Raw genomic sequence first — 16,999 nt, forward strand, 5'->3', positions numbered from 1 at the left:
GCGTAGGTAAGGATACCCTTATCGAGTGACAGCCCTCGCGACTCGCCCGTCTTACCGCCCGTACATCGCGCACGTCTCGCGGACCGCGCGGCTGTCCCCGCACTTCGTCCGTGTGACGTTCTCGTGCCCGGAATTCGAGCATTTCGGCACCGCGGGTCGGGACCAGCGGCTGAAGGTGCTGTTCCCCGGTCCGGACGGTCGCGTGTGCGATGTGGGGCAGAGAGACGAGGAGGCGATCGCGCGGGGAGATTGGTACACCCGCTGGCGGGAGCTGTCACCGACGCAGCGCACCCCGTTCCGCACGTACACGGTGCGCCGTGTCGACCCCGCGAGCCGCGAGGTCGACATCGACTTCGTGCTGCACCATGATCCCGGCCCCGCGGGTGCGTGGGCGCAGGCGGCCGCGGCGGGGGACGAGATCGTCATCGTCGGTCCGGACCAGCGCAGCCCTGACTCCCATCTGGGCATCGATTGGCACCCGGGCAGCGCACGCAGGCTCCTGCTCGCCGGCGACGAGACCGCGGCACCGGCCATCGCAGGCATCCTCGAGTCGCTGACGGGCGACACCGACGTCGACGCGTTCATCGAGATTCCCTCACGACACGACGCCCTCCCGATCGCGACGCACGCGCGTGTGACGTGGCTCGCCCGCGACGAGCGCGCTCACGGCGAGGCGCTCAGCGCGGCCGTCACCTCCTGGACCGAGACCGCCGGCGAGGTGCTGGCGCGTGCCGCAGCGCCCCGCCCGCAGGAACTCGAGGACGTCGACATCGACCGCGAGATCCTCTGGGACAGCCCTGGGGATTCCGAGGGTGAGTTCTATGCCTGGATCGCGGGCGAGTCGCAGACGGTGAAGACGCTGCGCCGGTTGCTGGTGCAGGGCAAGGGAGTGGACCGCAAGCGCGTGGCCTTCATGGGCTACTGGCGACGCGGCGTCTCGGAACGCGTCGAGTAGACGCCGGGGCCTCAGGCGGGCGCGTCCGCGTCCGTGATCGTGTGATGACGCCCGAGCGGGATGACCATGGGGCGACCCGTCAGCGGGTCCGGCATGATCCTGCTCTCCAGACCGAAGACGGTGCGGACCACATCGGTCGTCAGGACGCTCGCCGGCGCTCCCGCGGCGAGGATGCGGCCGTCGACCATGGCGACGAGATGGTCGGCGTAGCGGGCGGCGAGGTTGAGATCGTGCAGCACCATGACGATGGTCGTGCCCCGGTCCCGGTTCAGATCGGTCAACAGATCCAGCACGTCGATCTGGTGGCTGATGTCGAGGAAGGTCGTCGGCTCGTCGAGCAGGAGCAGATCCGTCTGCTGCGCCAGGGCCATCGCTATCCAGACGCGCTGACGCTGACCGCCGCTGAGCTCGTCCACGGAGCGGTCGGCGAGGTGCGCGGTGCCGGTCGCCTCGAGCGCGCCCGCGATCGCGGCGTCATCGGCCGCGTTCCACCGCGCCAGTGGGCCCTGGTGCGGATGCCGACCCCGACTCACGAGGTCGGACACCGCGATGCCGTCGGGAGCGATGGGCGACTGCGGCAGAAGCCCCAGGACGCGCGCGACCTGGCGCGTGGGAAGCCGATGGATGCTCTTCCCGTCGAGCAGCACGCTCCCCGCCGCAGGCGGCAGCAGCCGTGCCATCGACTTCAACAGCGTGGACTTCCCGCATGCATTGGCGCCGACGATGGTCGTGATCCTGCCTGCGGGTACCGAGAGATCCAGCGCGTCGACGATCACCCTGTCGCCGTACGCGAGTGTGAGCGCATCGGCGACGAGCGTGTGTTCGGCGGTCATATCGAGGTTCCTCCGGCTCGGCTGCTGCGGATGAGCAGATAGACGAGATAGGGCGCGCCCAGCACGCCGGTCACGACGCCGACGGGCAGGCGCGTACCGAGCGCGTACTGCGCGATGAAGTCGGACACCAGCACCAGGACGGCGCCCACGAGTCCGGCCGGCACGACGGGGGAGCCGACGGGCCCGAGGATCCTCACGGCGATGGGTCCGGCGAGGAAGGCGACGAACGAGATGGGTCCGGCGGCAGCTGTCGCGAACGCCAGCAGGCACACGGCGGCGACGATGAGCAGGAGACGGCTGCGTTCGACACGCACGCCGAGGGCGGATGCGGCCTCGTCACCGACCCGCAGGAGTTCGAGATCGCGGGACAGGAACAGCAGCGCGGGAACGACCACCACCATGATCGCCGCGAGTGGCAGGACCTTCGCCCAACTCGCGTCGTTGAGGTTTCCCGTGATCCAGCGCATGGCCGTCTGAAGATCCCACTCCGCGGGCGCGCGAGATGATGTACGAGACCACGCTGTTGCAGATGGCTGCGACGCCGATGCCGATCAGGATCAGGCGAGCGCCCGAGCCGCCGCGCTTGTAGGCGAGCAGATAGATGAGCAGGGCCGCGGCCAGCGCGGCGCCGGTCGCGAGGAACGAGACCGATGTCTCGCCGAGGCCGAGCACGACGATCCCCGTGACGGCGGCGGCGCTCGCTCCCGAGCTGATGCCGATCACGTCCGGACTCGCCAGGGGGTTGCGCAGCATCGTCTGGAAGACGACGCCACCCATCCCGAAACAGAGGCCCGTCAGCAGGGCCGTCGTGGCGCGGGGAAGTCGCAGCTCACCGACGGTGAAGGACGCGCCCGGCACGCGCTGCCCGGTCAGGACGGCCCAGACCTCGGCGGGGGAGTAGAAGGTCTGTCCCAACATGAGGGAGAGCGCGTAGACGGCGATCGCGATCGCGGCGAGCGCGGACGTGACGACGATCCACCGTCGACGACGCCGGCGGCGTCCCGCGCGAACGAGGGTGAGCGCATCCCGGGCTCCTGCGGTCACCGTCACAGCGCCCTCACCTTCTGTCGCCGAACGATGGCGATGAAGAACGGCGCGCCGACGAGCGCGGTGATGATGCCGACCTCGATCTCCTCGGGGCGGGCGATGACGCGTCCGATGACATCAGCGCCCGTGAGCAGCACCGCCCCGGCGACCGCGCTGAAGGGGAGGAGCCAGCGGTGGTCCACGCCGATGAGCAACCGGCAGATGTGCGGGACGACCAGGCCCACGAAACCGATGGGCCCGGCGACCGCCGTGGCCGCGCCGCAGAGCAGGACGGCGCCGAGCGTCGATGCGAGACGTGCCGTGCGCACGCGCTCACCGAGCCCTGCGGCGAGCTCGTCGCCCAGTGCCAGGGTGTTCAGCGCGGGGCTGCACGCCAGGCAGACGACGAGACCGACGACCAGGAATGGCGCGACCTGCAGGATGGTGGCGCCCGTCGCGCCCCCGACCCCCGCCCACCTGCCAGAAACGGAACTGGCTCATCACATCGACCCGGGGCAGCAGGATGGCGCTCGTCAACGACGAGAAGGCGACGGCCGTCACGGCACCCGCGAGAGCGAGCTTGAGCGGCGTCGCGCCCCCTCGGCCCAGCGCGCCGATCCCGTAGACGAAGACGGCGGCGATCGCGGCTCCGACCAAGGCGGTCCAGATGTACGCGGTCGGGGTCGTAAGACCCAGGAACGCGATGCCGCAGACCACCGCCAGGGCGGCCCCGCCGTTGATCCCGAGGATCTGCGGGTCAGCGAGCGGATTGCGGGTCGCGCCCTGGAGAACTGCGCCTGCGACGCCCAGCGCCGCGCCGACTATGATCGCGAGGACCGTGCGAGGAATGCGCTTGTTCACGGCGGCGGCTCCCGCCGTGTCGACCGCCCCGCCGAGGCCCGCCCAGACGTCGTGCCATCCGACCTCGCGTGCCCCGAAGGTCACCGACAGGAACGAGATCGCCAGCAACGCTGCGAGGAGAACCAGGATCCACAAGGTCCGCCGCCGCCCCCAGCGCCGTCGCGGTGACGGCGTGGGGGCGGCAGCGTGGACAGTGGGGGCGACGCTCATCGCCGCCCGCGCCCGCGGACGATCGGTCGGATCATGATGCCTTGGCGGCGGCCTCTCCGACGAGCTTGATGTAGTCGTCGCCGTAGCTGGTGCCGATCGACAGGGGCGAGGGCGTGATCGCGGAAGAGAGCGTCGAGTCGGACGTGATCACCGCGACGGCGCCCTTGGCGACGGCGGGGATGCGCGACATGAGCGGGTCGGACTGCCACTGCGCGAGTGTCTCGTCCGTGCCGTAGGTCACGATCACCTGGACGTCTTCGAAGCTCTCGATCTGTTCGGTGCTGGTGACGATCCAGAACTGGTCGGATGCGGCCGACTGCTCCTTGACATAGGCGGAGGGCGCGAATCCCATCTCCTCGAGGTAGTCCACACGCGGGTCCGACCGGCTGTAGAAGCCGAGGTTGCTCAGGTCGGTGGGGTCGAAGTAGGACAGAAGTGAGGTTTTCCCGGCGATCGCGGGGTACTCCGCGGCCGTGTCGGCGACGTGCTTCTCGAGCGAGGAGACGAGCTCCTGCGCCTCGTCCGCCATGCCCAGCGCCGTCCCGTCGAGGACGGTCATGTCCTGCCACGAGGTTCCCCAGGCCATCTCCTGGTAGGTGACGACCGGCGCGATCTTGCTCAGGGTGTCGTACTGCTCCTGGGTCATGCCGGAGTACGCGGCCAGGATGACGTCGGGCGCGGCATCCGCGATGGCCTCGTAGTCGTACCCGTCCGTCTCGTCCATCAGCACGGGCGTCTGCGCACCCAGCTCGTCCAGCTTGTCCTTCACCCAGGGGAGAAGCCCGTCACCGTCCTCGTCGCCGTAGGTCACCTTCGGCATGGCCACCGGAACGATCCCCAGTGCCAGTGCGACATCCTGATTGCCCCAGTCGACGGTGACGACGCGCTGCGGCTTGGCGTCGATCGTGGTGGTGCCGAAGGCGTTCTCGATCGAGAGCGGGAACGCGCCGCTCTGGTCCGCACCGCCGTCGCTGGCAGCGGGCGTCGCCGCTTGCGAGCTGCAGGCGGTGAGGGCGGCGAGGGAGAGGGCGGAGACCGCGACAGCGGTCCAGCGCTTGAGCTGCATGGCGAGAAGGGCCTTTCTGGAGGGGTGCTAGGCGAGGCTACCCTAACTCAGGGCTCGGTTTCGACCCGTTCCGGCCGGGTCGTCCGGCCGGAACGACCGTGGTTGCACGCGCCGGTAGACTGAACGTTGGCCTTCTCCGGCCTCCCTCCCACCCGAACAGAACGGACGTACGCCGTGCTCGCCGTGCATGACCTCGAGATCCGCGTCGGCGCGCGCGTTCTCATGTCCGAGGTCGCCTTCCGCGTCTCCCGAGGCGACAAGATCGGTCTGGTCGGTCGCAACGGTGCGGGCAAGACGACGCTCACGAAGGTCCTCGCCGGCGATCTGCTGCCGTCGGCGGGCGAGGTGCAGCGCGGGGGAGAGCTCGGTTACCTGCCGCAGGACCCCCGTTCCGGCGACCCCGAGATGCTCGCACGCACCCGCATCCTCGACGCACGCGGTCTGGGCACGCTCGCGCTCGGCATGCAGGAGGCCTCGCTCGCGATGGCGGACGACGACCCGGATGTCGCGGCGAAGGCGATGCGACGTTACGGCAGCCTCACGGAGCGCTTCGAGTCGCTCGGCGGTTACGCGGCCGAGGCGGAGGCGGCATCGATCGCCCACAATCTGTCGCTGCCCGATCGCATCCTCGATCAGCCGCTGAAGACGCTCTCCGGCGGCCAGCGTCGGCGCATCGAGCTCGCCCGCATCCTGTTCTCGGATGCGGACACGATGATCCTCGACGAGCCGACCAACCACCTTGACGCCGACAGCGTGGTCTGGCTCCGCGAGTTCCTCAAGAACTACAAGGGCGGACTCATCGTCATCAGCCACGATGTCGAGCTCGTCGGTGAGACGGTCAACCGCGTCTTCTACCTCGACGCCAACCGTCAGGTGATCGACATCTACAACATGAACTGGAAGAACTACCAGCGTCAGCGGGTGGCCGACGAGGAGCGTCGCAAGAAGGAGCGCGTCAACGTCGAGAAGAAGGCGACCGCCCTGCAGCTGCAGGCGGCGCGCTTCGGCGCCAAGGCGTCGAAGGCCGCGGCCGCGCACCAGATGGTCGCGCGCGCCGAGAAGATGCTCTCCGGTCTCGATGACGTGCGTCAGGAGGATCGCGTCGCGAAGCTCCGCTTCCCGAAGCCCGCCCCCTGCGGAAAGACGCCGCTCATGGCGCGGGGCCTGTCGAAGTCATACGGGTCGCTGGAGATCTTCGCCGACGTGGACCTCGCGATCGATCGCGGTTCGAAGGTCGTCGTGCTGGGCCTCAACGGTGCCGGGAAGACGACGCTGCTACGGATGCTGGCTGGGGTCGATGCTCCCGACACGGGAACCATCGAACCCGGGCACGGACTGAAGATCGGCTACTACGCCCAGGAGCACGAGAACCTCGACGTGTCGCGGTCGGTCCTGGAGAACATGATGTCGGCGGCGCCGGACATCACGGCGACGGAGGCTCGCAAGGTGCTCGGGTCGTTCCTGTTCACCGGGGACGACGTGCTCAAGCCCGCCGGTGTCCTCTCGGGCGGCGAGAAGACCCGGCTGTCGCTGGCGACCCTCGTCGTCTCGAGCGCGAACATGCTCCTGCTCGACGAGCCGACGAACAACCTCGACCCCGCCTCGCGCGAGGAGATCCTCGGTGCGCTCGCGCACTACGAGGGCGCGGTTGTGCTCGTCTCGCACGATGCGGGAGCCGTCGAGGCTCTCAACCCGGAGCGCGTCCTCATCCTGCCCGACGGGGTCGAGGACATCTGGGGTCGAGACTACGTCGACCTGATCACTCTGGCCTGAGCGCTCACGCGTCGGCGCGGTCGAGGATCGCGTCCTCCTGCTCGGCGTCCCGATCCACGCGCGTGCGGGGTCGGACGACACGAGACGTCGCCGGCTGATCGTCGTCTTCGTGGTCCTCGGTTCGCTTGCGACGTTCGGTGCGGATGATGTAGCCGATGAAGACGAACCCCATCACGGCGAACAGGATCCACTGGATCGCGTACGACAGATGCGGCCCCGGGTCCTCCGACGGCGCTGCCAGAGCAAACGGCATGTCCGGAACCGAAGGATCCTCGCTCACGAGCACCCCGTAGGCGGAGGTCAGGGTCGCCGAGCCGGTGGTCTCCGCGACGAGCGGCAGATTGATCGTCGGCACCTGTCCGGCCGGTGCGGTGCGCCCGGAGTTCGGCAGGGCTTCCGGAGCGCGAAGTCGCACGACCACGCTCACCGGGCCCGAGGGCGGCGCGGGAATGAGAGCCGGCCCGTCGCCGCTCTCCGCCGGAGGGATCCATCCGCGGTCGATGATGAACACGCGACCGTCGGACGTGCGCAGGGGCGTCAGGACCTCGAAGGCGCTCGTGCCGCCGTGCGGGCGGTTGCGGACCACCACCTGCTGCTCGGCGACGTACTCGCCGGTGACGACGACGGGATGCCATTCCGACTCGGGGTCGAGCTGGTCGTCGGGGAGGAGCTCGTCCAGCGGCACCGCGGCCGCGTCGTAGTTCCGCTCGACGAGGGCCAGCTGCGCCGCTCGCTCGTCGTTGCGGGCGAATTGCCAGTGAGAGAGGAAGACGCAGGCGATGGCGAAGACGATGGCGACCCCGACGTAGGCCGTCCACCGCAGTACCGTGTCGCGACGGATGCTCATGACGCGTCCTGCCTGACGAAAGGCTCCACCCAGACCGGGAAGGAACGGGTCGCCAGGAAGTCTCGGAGGTACCCGACGTGCGCGTCGCAGGCCAACCAGATCTTCCGCCGTTCCGCGTCATGGATGCGCGGGTTGCGCCACAGCACCCGCCAGAGGGCACCGTCGCGACATCCCGCTCGCGAACAGATCGCCTCGTCACTCATGCGTCGTGCGGGTTCGGGGGTGTCTCGGAGATGGTGATCACCTGGCTGTGCGGGGTCGGGGACGGCTTGTCCTCCGCCTGCTCGAGAGCGGGCAGGGTGACGGTCTCGGCGGGCGCGGCGCGCGACTCCTGGCCCACGTTCGCGACGACGACGGCGATGTAGGGAAGGAAGACCGCTCCCGCGGCGAACAGCCACGTGTACCACCCGTAGGGGGTGACGAGGATCATCGCGACGAAGCACGCCACCCGTATGCCCATCATGATGACGTACTTGAGCATGCGAGCGCTCGACTCGTCACGCGGTGCGTGGGGGAGCGAGGTCGCCGACTGTGGTGGGGAGGGCTGCTTCACGGTGCTTCCAGAGTACGCCGGAGGCACCGTTCGCGGGGTCGGTCAGGAGGAGTAGCTGTAGTCGTAGTAGGCGCCGTTCGCGAGGTTCACGACCCAGACGATCCAGAGGACGACGAGCACCGTGATGATCGCGTAGAGCGCCAGTCCGGCGTAACCGGTGATCGTGCCTGCCAGCCCCAGTCCGCGACCGCCCTCCTCGCGTTCGCGGATCTGCTTGAGCGAGATGTGACCGGTGATGATGCCGACGATGGAACCGATGAAGGGGAGAAGCACGATCCCGACGATCGAGGACACCAGCGACACCACGGCGAGGCTGTTCGTCTTCGGGCCCGTCGGGTAGGGCGTGTACACGGGCGGGGCACCGTATGCCGGTGCGCCCTGGTACGCGGGCGGGTAGGCGGGTGCGGTGGGCGGCACGTTGTACGCCGGGTAGGCCGCGGGGGCTGCCGGCGGCGCACTGTATCCCGGGTATCCCGGGGAGGGCGCCGGCGACGACGGAGCGGGGTAAGACGGCGGCGCGTACGCGGGTGCCGCGTAGTCGGGTGAGGCCGGGGCTGGCGCGGCAGGCTCCGCGGGTAGGGGCTGAGCGTCGGGGGTCGTGCCCTCTCCCGCGGATGCGGGTGCGGGGAGGTCGTTGTTCTGATCGCTCATCTGGATGCCTTTCCGTCTGTGAGGGAAGCCTTCCAGTGAGCGCCGGGCGGTGTCAAACGAGCCTGTCGATAGGCTGGAGGCTCTACCCGATCTGACGAGGAGAACCATGTCGAGCGACCGTGTCGTGCTCATCACCGGAGGCAACCGCGGCATCGGCCGTGCGATCGCCGAGCGCTTCGTGTCGGACGGATACCGCGTCGCGGTGACCGCTCGTTCGGGTGAGGGACCGGAGGGCACGCTCACGGTGCGTGCGGATGTGACGGACGCCGCCGCGCTCGACGCCGCTTACACCGAGGTCGAAGCGAAGCTCGGTCCGGTGACCATCCTGGTCGCGAACGCGGGCATCACCCGCGACACGCTGCTTCTCCGCATGAGCGAGGACGACTTCGACGACGTCATCGACACGAACCTCGGCGGCACGTTCCGTGTGGTCAAGCGCGCTGCCAAGGGGCTCGTTCGCGCACGATGGGGTCGCGTCATCCTCATCTCCAGCGTCGTGGGGCTGTACGGGTCTGCGGGCCAGATCAACTACGCCAGCTCGAAGAGTGCACTCGTCGGATTCGCCCGCTCACTGACCCGGGAGCTCGGCGCGCGAGGCGTCACGACGAACGTCGTCGCCCCCGGATTCATCGAGACCGACATGACGGCGGAGCTGAGCGCGGAGACGCAGGCGGAGTACAAGAAGGCAATTCCCGCCGGTCGCTACGGCACTCCGGCGGAAGTCGCCGCGGTGGTGGCGTGGCTCGCCTCCGACGACGCCGCCTACATCTCCGGCGCGGTCATCCCCGTCGATGGCGGTCTGGGCATGGGGCACTGATCGTCAGCGTTCGACCGCTCGCACGATGAGTTCTCCCAGCCTCTGGGGCTGGGAGAACTGCGGCCAGTGGCCCGAGCCGATCGGCACGACCTCGCGGTCGACGATGGCCTGCCACTCGTCGCGAAAGCTGGGCCACTGCGCCAACTGCGCGTCGAGTTCGTCGGCGTCTGCGCCGCCGGAGAGAACCGTCACCGGGATGCCGTGCCGGCGCCGGTCGTGCAGGTGCAGCGGGTCGGTCGGAACGGATGCCGGAACCGGAACCGCCGCGGCGGCGACGCGCGTGCGCGTGGGGCCGTCCAGGTCGGCGACATCCGGCGCATCGAACGCGTCCCAGCCGGGGAACGGGATGACGCCGTCGACGACCGGAAACGTGGCGATGCTGGCGCCGTCGGGCGCCGGCACCGTGTCGACGAAGACCACGCGCGAGACCGCCTCCGGCCGCGCGTCGGCGGCGCCCCAGGCGACATTGCCGCCGCCGCTGTGCCCCACGAGCACGACGGGCTCGCCGGCGTGGTCGATCCGGGCGACGACGGCGGCGACCCAGTCCGCCAGGTGCGTCTCCGGCGAGGACGGAAGGGTCAGCGCAACGGCGTCGAAGCCGGCGTCGTCGATCGTGGGCACCACGCCGTGCCAAGATCCGGCGTCCAGCCACAGGCCGGGGATGAGGATGAGCTGCATTCGGGGACTCTACGCCGAGCCTCGGCTGTCGTCAGGGCAGAAGCGCGATGACTTCGCGAAGGTCCACGGGGCCGATGACCAGGTCGGCCGCGACGCGCACGGCTGGTTTGGCATTGAAGGCGAGGCCCAGAGCCGCCGCGCGCATCATCGACAAGTCGTTCGCACCGTCGCCGATGGCGATGGTTCGGCGCGCATCCACCTCGTACCGGGCGGCCCATCCGCGCAGTTGCGATGCCTTGGCCTCGGCGTCGACGATCTCTCCCGACACGACGCCCGTGAGAGCTCCGGAGTCGACCTCGAGGCGGTTCGCGCGCCACAGGTCGACGCCGAGGGCCGGCGCGATGTCGTCGAGGATCTCGTGGAAGCCGCCGGAGACCACAGCGACGATGCCGTCGCGGGCATGCACGGCGTCGATCAGCTCGCGCACGCCCGGGGTCGGTTCGATACGCGAGCGCACGCGTGCGAAGGATGCGGTGGGCACACCGCGCAGTCGGGCGACTCGGGAGCGCAGACTGGTGGCGAAGTCGACGTCCCCGCGCATGGCGGCCTCCGTGGCCTCCGCGACCTCGGCACCGCGTCCGGCCTCGTCCGCGATCAGTTCGATGACCTCGTTGCGGATGAGGGTGGAGTCGGCGTCGAGCACGACGAGCAGACGACGAGGGCGGGTCTCACGCATCCGTCCACGCTAGCGCGCGCGGGTGCGCGCACCGAACAGCCCCTGCTGCCGTTACGGCTCGACGCGCACGTTCTTGCCGACGACGGTGATCCCCGAGTCGGTGACCGTGAATCCCCGGGCCAGGTCGCGTTCGCGATCGACACCCACGGTGGCGCCGTCCGCGAGGACGACGTTCTTGTCGAGGATCGCGCGATGGATGCGTGCGCCCGCCCCCACACGGACGCGGTCGAAGAGGACCGAGTCGGTGATGGTCGATCCGCCGCCGGCCAGGGTCCAAGGGCCCACGACGCTGCGCTCCAGGTGCGTCCCCGACAGCACGGATCCGAGCGAGACGACGGAGTCGATGGCGTTGCCGATCCGCCCCACCGCATCCCGCACGAACTTCGCGGGCGGCGAGTTCACCAACTGGGAGTGGATCGGCCACTGCGTGTTGTACAGGTTGAAGATCGGGAGCGTGGAGATCAGATCGAGGTGAGCGTCGTAGAACGAGTCGATCGTGCCGACATCCCGCCAGTACGCGCGGTCGCGGTCGGTGGAGCCGGGTACCTCGTTGCGGATGAAGTCGTAGACACCGGCCTCGCCGCGGTCGACGAAGTACGGCACGATGTCGCCGCCCATGTCGTGATTCGAGGTGGGAAGCTCGCCATCCGCTTCGACGGCCTCGATTAGCGCGTCGGTGTTGAAGATGTAGTTGCCCATCGAGGCCAGAACCTCGTGCGGGCTGTCGACGAGACCCGCCGGATTCTGGGGCTTCTCGAGGAACTCGCGGATGCGGGTCGGGTCGTCCGGCTCGACGTCGATGACGCCGAACTGGTTGGCCAGCCCGATCGGCTGGCGGATGCCCGCCACCGTCGCGCGTGCTCCGGAGGAGATGTGCGCGTCCAGCATCTGCTGGAAGTCCATCCGGTACACGTGGTCGGCGCCGACCACGACCACGATGTCGGGCTGTTCGTCGTTGATGAGGTTCAGGCTCTGCAGGATGGCGTCGGCGGAGCCGGAGAACCACCGCTTGCCGAGTCGCTGCTGGGCCGGCACCGACGTCACGTACGAGTCCAGCAGCGCTGACATCCGCCAGGTCTGGGAGACGTGGCGATCGAGGCTGTGCGACTTGTACTGCGTGAGGACGACGATCTGTCGCAACCCGGAGTTGATGAGGTTCGAGATGGCGAAGTCGATGAGTCGGTACTGTCCGCCGAACGGCACCGCCGGCTTAGCCCGGTCGGCCGTCAACGGCATGAGTCGCTTACCTTCGCCACCCGCGAGGATGATTCCGAAGACCTTGGGTGCCGGCATGGCACCAGACTATGCCGCACGCACCCCCTGTACTAGCGTCCATGACATGCGCGTCGACATCGTTTCCAAGGAATACCCGCCCGAGATCTACGGCGGGGCCGGAGTGCATGTCGCCGAGCTCGTGCGCGCCCTGCGGGAGCGTATCGAGGTGCAGGTGCGCGCCTTCGGAGAAGCTCGCGACGAAGCGGACACGACCTCGTATGCGACGCCCGCTGAACTCGCGCACGCGAACCCCGCCGTGAAGACCCTCGGGACCGATCTGGAGATCGTCGGCGACGTCGCCGGGGCCGACATCGTGCACAGTCACACCTGGTACGCGAACTTCGCGAGTCACCTCGCATCCCTGCTGCACGGCATCCCGCACGTCGTCACGGCGCACTCGCTCGAGCCGTTGCGGCCCTGGAAGGCGGAACAGCTCGGCGGCGGGTACGCGGTCTCGAGCTGGGTCGAACGCACGGCCTACGAATCCGCAGCGGCGATCGTCGCGGTCAGCGAGGGGATGCGGGCAGACATCCTGCGCGCGTACCCGCAGGTGGACCCGGCGCGCGTGCGCGTCATCTACAACGGCATCGACGCCGAGGCCTGGCAACCGACCCGCGACGACGATCTTCTGCGTACGCTCGGCATCGACCCGACGAGGCCCTCCGTGGTCTTCGTCGGGCGCATCACGCGGCAGAAGGGCTTGCCCTACCTGCTCCGCGCGGCGAGACGGCTGCCCGCGGATGTGCAGCTGGTGCTCTGCGCGGGAGCTCCCGACACGCCCGAGATCCTGGCGGAGGTCGAAGCTCTGGTGCGCGAGCTTCAGGAGTCGCGTGACGGGGTGATCTGGATCGATCGACACCTGCCGCGCCCCGAGCTGTCCGCCATCCTGACCGCCGCGACCACGTTCGTCTGTCCGTCGATCTACGAGCCGCTCGGCATCGTGAACCTGGAGGCCATGGCGTGCGGTGCGGCCGTCGTCGGAACCGCCACCGGTGGTATCCCCGAGGTCGTGGTCGACGGTGAGACGGGACGCCTCGTGCCGATCGAGCAGGTCCAGGACGGGACGGGGACGCCGCTGGATCCCGAGCGCTTCGTCGACGACCTCGCCCGTGTGCTCACCGAGGTGGTCTCCGACCGCGAACAGGCCGAGCGCTACGGTGCCGCCGGCCGCCGCCGTGCGGTCGAGGACTTCAGCTGGACGCGCATCGCCGCACAGACCGAGCAGCTCTATCGTGAGGTGCTCGGGACGCGCTGATCCGGCTCGGCGTCAACCACCGGCCCGGTAGGCTGGACGGCATGCCGCAGGTGCTGGATTTCTCCGACGTCGTCGTCCGCCGCAACGCCAAGGACATCGTCTCCCATCTGGACTGGCAGGTGGATGGCGACCAGCGCTGGGTGGTCCTCGGCGCGAACGGCGCGGGCAAGACCACGATCCTGCAGCTCGCGGCGACCCTCGATCACCCGACCTCCGGCGCGGTGACGATCCTCGGGGAGCGGCTCGGGCGCACCGATGTGTTCGAACTGCGACCGCGCATCGGATTCGCCTCCAGCGCGATGGCCAAGCGCATCCCCGCCGAAGAGACCGTCCTGAACGTCGTGCTCACCGCGGCCTTCTCCGTCCTCGGGCGTTGGAACGAGCAGTACGACCGCATCGACGAGCGCCGGGCACTGCGCGTGCTCGCGGAGTGGAAGCTCGACCATCTCGCCGATCGCACCTTCGGCACGCTCTCCGACGGCGAGCAGAAGCGCGTCCAGATCGCCCGCGCGGTCATGACCGACCCCGAGCTGCTGCTGCTCGACGAGCCGACCGCGAGCCTCGACCTCGGCGCCCGCGAGGAGCTCCTCGAGCTGCTGAGCGGCTACGCGCAGGCGCCCACGACGCCGGCGATGGTCATGGTCACGCACCACGTCGAAGAGATCCCGGTCGGCTTCACGCACGTGCTGCTGTTGCGTGCGGGGGCCGTGGTCGCGTCGGGGCCGATCGCCGAGACGCTCACCGCCGAGAACCTCTCCGACACCTTCGGCATGCCGATCGTGGTCACCGAGGCCGACGGCCGCTACGCCGCGCGCGCGGCACGCTGAGCGCCGGATGCGGCGAAGCGCCGCTCCTCCTGTTAGACTCGTCTTTTGGTGCTTCCGGCACCGCAGACTTTCCTCCGAAGCACTCCCGCAAGGAACACCATGAAGACTGACATCCACCCCGACTACCGCGACGTCGTTTTCCGCGACCTCGGCTCGGGCGAGACCTTCCTCACCCGCTCGACGGTCTCGAGCGACAAGACGATCGAGCTCGACGGCGTCGAGTACCCCGTCGTCGACGTCGAGATCTCGTCCGCCTCGCACCCGTTCTACACGGGCAAGCAGCGCATCATGGACTCGGCCGGTCGCGTCGAGAAGTTCAACCAGCGCTTCAAGAACTTCGGCGCCAAGTAAGACGCCATCACGCACGAAGGGCCCCGCGTTCTCGCGGGGCCCTTCGTGCGTCTCACCGGATCGGCCAACGTCCGTCCACGGGATCGAGCGGATCGATGCGACCGATGCGGACGAAGTACTCGGTCAGGCTCTCCGCCTGAGACCTCGCCCAGGCGATCTGGCTGGTGTGCAGCTCCGCGACGGCCGTCGGCAGGAGATCGCCGTAGCGTTCGCAGAGGGCGAGCGCCACTCGCCCCGCGGCGACCGCATCCGCTGCGGCTTCGTGCGCGCCCTCGAGGACGATGCGGTAGTGCTCGGCGACGACGCTCAGGGTGCGCTTGCCGCGACGATACGTGTCGAACGCCTTGTCGAGCACGAGCGGATCGATCACGGGGGACGGGTGCTCGATCGGCGACACCCCGTGGCGCGCGGCCTCGTGTCGAAGGAGCGAGAAGTCGTACGGCGCGTTGTACGCCACGACCGGGGTGCCCGCCGCGAACAGCTCCGAGAGCGCGTCGGTGACCTCGGCGACGACCTCTCGCGCGGGACGCCCGTGCGCGCGAGCATGCGCCGTCGAGATGCCGTGCACCGCCTCCGCGCCCTGCGGGATCGGGATGCCCGGGTCTGCGAGCCAGGAGCGCGCCTCGAGCACGGAGCCGGTCTCGTCGAGCACGCCGACGTGCGCGGTGACGATGCGGTCGCGGGTCACGTCGACGCCGGTCGTCTCCAGGTCGAAGACGCCGACGCGTCTGGCCCACTTCGGAGGGCGATCGGGCAGGAACGTCTCGAGGTCGAACAGCGCCTCGGGTGCGCCGGCAGGGACGGGGTCCTCGGGCATGCGATCACGCTACGCGAGACCACCCCCACGCTCGGATGACCACGCCGGGCGCGACGTAGACTCGAACGGTGACAGCGCCGCATCCCTACGCCGACAAGCTCGCGCCCATTCCGGTCCATCGGCGAAACGTCGAGGTGCTGGGTGGCGAGACCGTCTACTGGGAGTACGGCGAGGAAGACGCTCACACGACCCTCCTGCTCGTCCACGGCTTCCGCGGTGACCACCACGGGCTCGAGCCGGTCGTCGCGAACCTTCCGGGCTTCCGTGTCATCGCTCCCGACCTCCCGGGTTTCGGTGAGACGGCGGCGATCCCGAACCGCATCCATGATCTGGAGCTGTACGCGCAGTGGCTGCACGGATTCGCGCAGGCAGTTGCTCCGGGAGCGCCGATCCTCGGCCACTCGTTCGGGTCGATCGTGGCGTCGGCTGCCGTGGCGGAAGGACTCCCGACGGAGCGCCTCGTCCTCGTGAACCCGATCGGGGCACCGGCGCTGGAGGGGCCGCGCGGCTTCCTCACTCGCCTCGCGGTCTTCTACTACCGGGCGGCGGCGCGCCTGCCCGCGCCCGTCGGCGACGCCCTGCTGCGCAATCGTGCGATCGTGCGGGGGATGAGCGTCGCGATGGTCAAGACGCGACAACCATTGCTGCGGCGGTTCGTCCACGATCAGCACGATCGCTACTTCTCGCGGTTCGCCGACCGCGACGTGCTCCTGCAGGCCTTCGTCGCGTCCGTTTCGCACGACGTGCGCGAGTTCGCGCCGCGCATCCCGCAACCCACGCTGCTCGTCGCGGCTCAGCTGGACGACATCACACCGATCGAGGCGGAGCGAGCCCTGCGGCGGCTGTTCCATGACGCGGAGCTCGTCGAGATCCCCGGCGTGGGCCATCTCATCCACTACGAGACGCCAGAGCCGGCGGCCGCGGCGATCAGTCGCTTTCTTGCGCCTTGCGCTGACGGTAGGCGTTGACGTTCATCCGGTTGCCGCAGTTGCCCGTGTCGCAGTAGCGCTTGGAGCCGTTGCGGGAGAAGTCCACGTAGACGGCACCGCAGTCATCGGCCGAGCAGACCCGGATCCGCTCGTACGCATCGGCGCGGATGACGTCGACGAACGCCATCGCGGCCTCGATGAGGATGCGATCGGCCAGAGGTCCGTCATCGGGCGTTGCGTGGATGTGCCAGTCGTACGCGTCGTGGCGCACGAGACGCGGCACCGCGTTGCTGTCGTGGAGCATGGCGTTGACCACGGGTACCGCCGAGTCGCGATCGAGCGCCCAGAGCTCGCGCAGGCGCGGCCGGATGCGGCGGATCGCATCCAGTTCGCCGGCATCGAGACGGATCGCCCCCGAGTAGGGGTGGAGCCGCAGGTACGCCGCGAGATCGTCGAGGTCGACGAGGCCGTCCACGTCCGGTGAAGCTGTTCCCGGCAGCGTGTTGACCATGTCGGCGGTCATGACGAGGGACGAGCGCGTGTCAGGGGTGAAAATCAAGTTGACTCCTGACTCGATGGAGGATAGCGTCACCAGCGTT

General features: G+C 69.1%; 17 protein-coding genes and 2 pseudogenes. 7 read left to right on the forward strand and 12 right to left on the reverse strand.

Going from position 1 to position 16,999, the window contains the following annotated elements; translation table 11 throughout:
• Nucleotides 1–25: 25 nt before the first annotated feature.
• Nucleotides 26–955, forward strand: coding sequence for a siderophore-interacting protein (locus QE374_RS01250; protein WP_309731492.1), 930 nt, complete (start codon nucleotides 26–28; stop codon nucleotides 953–955).
• 11 nt (nucleotides 956–966) lie between these two features.
• On the opposite strand, the gene QE374_RS01255 is transcribed toward QE374_RS01250, so the two are convergent.
• The 4 genes and pseudogenes from QE374_RS01255 to QE374_RS01270 form a co-directional block, all read right to left on the reverse strand.
• The gene (locus QE374_RS01255) at nucleotides 967–1,788 is read right to left on the reverse strand and encodes an ABC transporter ATP-binding protein (RefSeq protein ID WP_309731494.1); all 822 of its coding nucleotides are present in this window, start codon (nucleotides 1,786–1,788) and stop codon (nucleotides 967–969) included.
• Nucleotides 1,785–2,838 (reverse strand): annotated as a pseudogene (locus QE374_RS01260) (FecCD family ABC transporter permease). Before QE374_RS01260 ends, QE374_RS01255 begins: the two are co-directional and overlap by 4 nt.
• A pseudogene (locus QE374_RS01265) lies at nucleotides 2,835–3,885 on the reverse strand (FecCD family ABC transporter permease). The pseudogenes QE374_RS01260 and QE374_RS01265 overlap by 4 nt, the downstream one beginning before the upstream one ends.
• A gap of 31 nt (nucleotides 3,886–3,916) precedes the next feature.
• The gene (locus QE374_RS01270; protein ID WP_309731498.1) at nucleotides 3,917–4,951 is read right to left on the reverse strand and encodes an iron-siderophore ABC transporter substrate-binding protein; all 1,035 of its coding nucleotides are present in this window, start codon (nucleotides 4,949–4,951) and stop codon (nucleotides 3,917–3,919) included.
• A gap of 174 nt (nucleotides 4,952–5,125) precedes the next feature.
• Here QE374_RS01270 and QE374_RS01275 point away from each other — a divergent pair, with 174 nt between their 5' ends.
• Nucleotides 5,126–6,724, forward strand: coding sequence for an ABC-F family ATP-binding cassette domain-containing protein (locus tag QE374_RS01275; RefSeq protein WP_309731499.1), 1,599 nt, complete (start codon nucleotides 5,126–5,128; stop codon nucleotides 6,722–6,724).
• Between the two features lie 4 nt (nucleotides 6,725–6,728).
• Here the strand turns inward: QE374_RS01275 and QE374_RS01280 are convergent, their stop codons facing one another.
• The 3 genes from QE374_RS01280 to QE374_RS01295 all read right to left on the reverse strand — a co-directional run bounded on the left by QE374_RS01280 (nucleotide 6,729) and on the right by QE374_RS01295 (nucleotide 8,775).
• Nucleotides 6,729–7,571 carry an SURF1 family protein gene (locus QE374_RS01280; RefSeq protein ID WP_309731501.1) on the reverse strand — a complete coding sequence of 281 codons (843 nt, stop codon included), beginning with the start codon at nucleotides 7,569–7,571 and terminating at the stop codon, nucleotides 6,729–6,731.
• Between the two features lie 199 nt (nucleotides 7,572–7,770).
• Nucleotides 7,771–8,124, reverse strand: coding sequence for a DUF3099 domain-containing protein (locus QE374_RS01290; RefSeq protein ID WP_309731505.1), 354 nt, complete (start codon nucleotides 8,122–8,124; stop codon nucleotides 7,771–7,773).
• Nucleotides 8,125–8,166: 42 nt separating this feature from the next.
• Complete coding sequence (locus QE374_RS01295; RefSeq protein ID WP_309731506.1) at nucleotides 8,167–8,775, reverse strand: DUF4190 domain-containing protein; 609 nt, start codon at nucleotides 8,773–8,775, stop codon at nucleotides 8,167–8,169.
• Between the two features lie 106 nt (nucleotides 8,776–8,881).
• On the opposite strand from QE374_RS01295, the gene QE374_RS01300 reads away from it, so the two are divergent.
• Nucleotides 8,882–9,592: a beta-ketoacyl-ACP reductase gene (locus QE374_RS01300; RefSeq protein WP_309731508.1), complete on the forward strand. Its 711-nt coding sequence runs from the start codon at nucleotides 8,882–8,884 to the stop codon at nucleotides 9,590–9,592.
• 3 nt (nucleotides 9,593–9,595) lie between these two features.
• Here the strand turns inward: QE374_RS01300 and QE374_RS01305 are convergent, their stop codons facing one another.
• The 3 genes from QE374_RS01305 to glgC are packed head-to-tail and all read right to left on the reverse strand — an operon-like array spanning nucleotide 9,596 to nucleotide 12,239.
• Nucleotides 9,596–10,270, reverse strand: coding sequence for an alpha/beta fold hydrolase (locus tag QE374_RS01305; protein ID WP_309731511.1), 675 nt, complete (start codon nucleotides 10,268–10,270; stop codon nucleotides 9,596–9,598).
• A 31-nt stretch (nucleotides 10,271–10,301) separates the two neighbouring features.
• Nucleotides 10,302–10,946, reverse strand: coding sequence for a phosphoserine phosphatase SerB (serB, locus tag QE374_RS01310; RefSeq protein WP_309731512.1), 645 nt, complete (start codon nucleotides 10,944–10,946; stop codon nucleotides 10,302–10,304).
• 51 nt (nucleotides 10,947–10,997) lie between these two features.
• Entirely contained in the window at nucleotides 10,998–12,239 is a 1,242-nt protein-coding gene (gene glgC, locus QE374_RS01315; RefSeq protein WP_137417034.1) for a glucose-1-phosphate adenylyltransferase, read from the reverse strand.
• Nucleotides 12,240–12,285: 46 nt separating this feature from the next.
• Between glgC and glgA the strand changes: the two genes are divergently transcribed.
• The 3 genes from glgA to QE374_RS01330 all read left to right on the forward strand — a co-directional run bounded on the left by glgA (nucleotide 12,286) and on the right by QE374_RS01330 (nucleotide 14,654).
• Nucleotides 12,286–13,476 (forward strand): glycogen synthase, encoded by a 1,191-nt coding sequence (gene glgA, locus QE374_RS01320; protein WP_309731514.1) that lies wholly within the window; start codon nucleotides 12,286–12,288, stop codon nucleotides 13,474–13,476.
• Between the two features lie 41 nt (nucleotides 13,477–13,517).
• The gene (locus QE374_RS01325; protein WP_309731515.1) at nucleotides 13,518–14,303 is read left to right on the forward strand and encodes an ABC transporter ATP-binding protein; all 786 of its coding nucleotides are present in this window, start codon (nucleotides 13,518–13,520) and stop codon (nucleotides 14,301–14,303) included.
• A gap of 99 nt (nucleotides 14,304–14,402) precedes the next feature.
• Nucleotides 14,403–14,654: a type B 50S ribosomal protein L31 gene (locus QE374_RS01330; RefSeq protein ID WP_137417031.1), complete on the forward strand. Its 252-nt coding sequence runs from the start codon at nucleotides 14,403–14,405 to the stop codon at nucleotides 14,652–14,654.
• A gap of 52 nt (nucleotides 14,655–14,706) precedes the next feature.
• Here the strand turns inward: QE374_RS01330 and QE374_RS01335 are convergent, their stop codons facing one another.
• The gene (locus tag QE374_RS01335; RefSeq protein ID WP_309731518.1) at nucleotides 14,707–15,471 is read right to left on the reverse strand and encodes an exonuclease domain-containing protein; all 765 of its coding nucleotides are present in this window, start codon (nucleotides 15,469–15,471) and stop codon (nucleotides 14,707–14,709) included.
• Nucleotides 15,472–15,539: 68 nt separating this feature from the next.
• Between QE374_RS01335 and QE374_RS01340 the strand changes: the two genes are divergently transcribed.
• A complete protein-coding gene (locus tag QE374_RS01340) occupies nucleotides 15,540–16,439 on the forward strand; it encodes an alpha/beta hydrolase (RefSeq protein WP_309731520.1) in 900 nt (299 codons plus the stop codon).
• Here QE374_RS01340 and QE374_RS01345 read toward each other — a convergent pair.
• The gene (locus QE374_RS01345; protein WP_309731522.1) at nucleotides 16,399–16,959 is read right to left on the reverse strand and encodes a CGNR zinc finger domain-containing protein; all 561 of its coding nucleotides are present in this window, start codon (nucleotides 16,957–16,959) and stop codon (nucleotides 16,399–16,401) included. The genes QE374_RS01340 and QE374_RS01345 overlap by 41 nt on opposite strands.
• Nucleotides 16,960–16,999 lie beyond the last annotated feature (40 nt).

Origin of the sequence: Microbacterium sp. SORGH_AS_0428 (genome assembly GCF_031453615.1) — a bacterium.
Classification (GTDB): Bacteria; Actinomycetota; Actinomycetes; order Actinomycetales; family Microbacteriaceae; genus Microbacterium.

Bases quoted from the DNA above. Each gene is read 5' to 3' on its own strand.
- QE374_RS01255 (WP_309731494.1), bottom strand. From the start codon at position 1,788: ATGACCGCCGAACACACGCTCGTCGCCGATGCGCTCACACTCGCGTAC.
- QE374_RS01270 (WP_309731498.1), bottom strand. From the start codon at position 4,951: ATGCAGCTCAAGCGCTGGACCGCTGTCGCGGTCTCCGCCCTCTCCCTC.
- QE374_RS01280 (WP_309731501.1), bottom strand. From the start codon at position 7,571: ATGAGCATCCGTCGCGACACGGTACTGCGGTGGACGGCCTACGTCGGG.
- QE374_RS01295 (WP_309731506.1), bottom strand. From the start codon at position 8,775: ATGAGCGATCAGAACAACGACCTCCCCGCACCCGCATCCGCGGGAGAG.
- QE374_RS01300 (WP_309731508.1), top strand. From the start codon at position 8,882: ATGTCGAGCGACCGTGTCGTGCTCATCACCGGAGGCAACCGCGGCATC.
- QE374_RS01305 (WP_309731511.1), bottom strand. From the start codon at position 10,270: ATGCAGCTCATCCTCATCCCCGGCCTGTGGCTGGACGCCGGATCTTGG.
- serB (WP_309731512.1), bottom strand. From the start codon at position 10,946: ATGCGTGAGACCCGCCCTCGTCGTCTGCTCGTCGTGCTCGACGCCGAC.
- glgC (WP_137417034.1), bottom strand. From the start codon at position 12,239: ATGCCGGCACCCAAGGTCTTCGGAATCATCCTCGCGGGTGGCGAAGGT.
- glgA (WP_309731514.1), top strand. From the start codon at position 12,286: ATGCGCGTCGACATCGTTTCCAAGGAATACCCGCCCGAGATCTACGGC.
- QE374_RS01325 (WP_309731515.1), top strand. From the start codon at position 13,518: ATGCCGCAGGTGCTGGATTTCTCCGACGTCGTCGTCCGCCGCAACGCC.
- QE374_RS01330 (WP_137417031.1), top strand. From the start codon at position 14,403: ATGAAGACTGACATCCACCCCGACTACCGCGACGTCGTTTTCCGCGAC.
- QE374_RS01335 (WP_309731518.1), bottom strand. From the start codon at position 15,471: ATGCCCGAGGACCCCGTCCCTGCCGGCGCACCCGAGGCGCTGTTCGAC.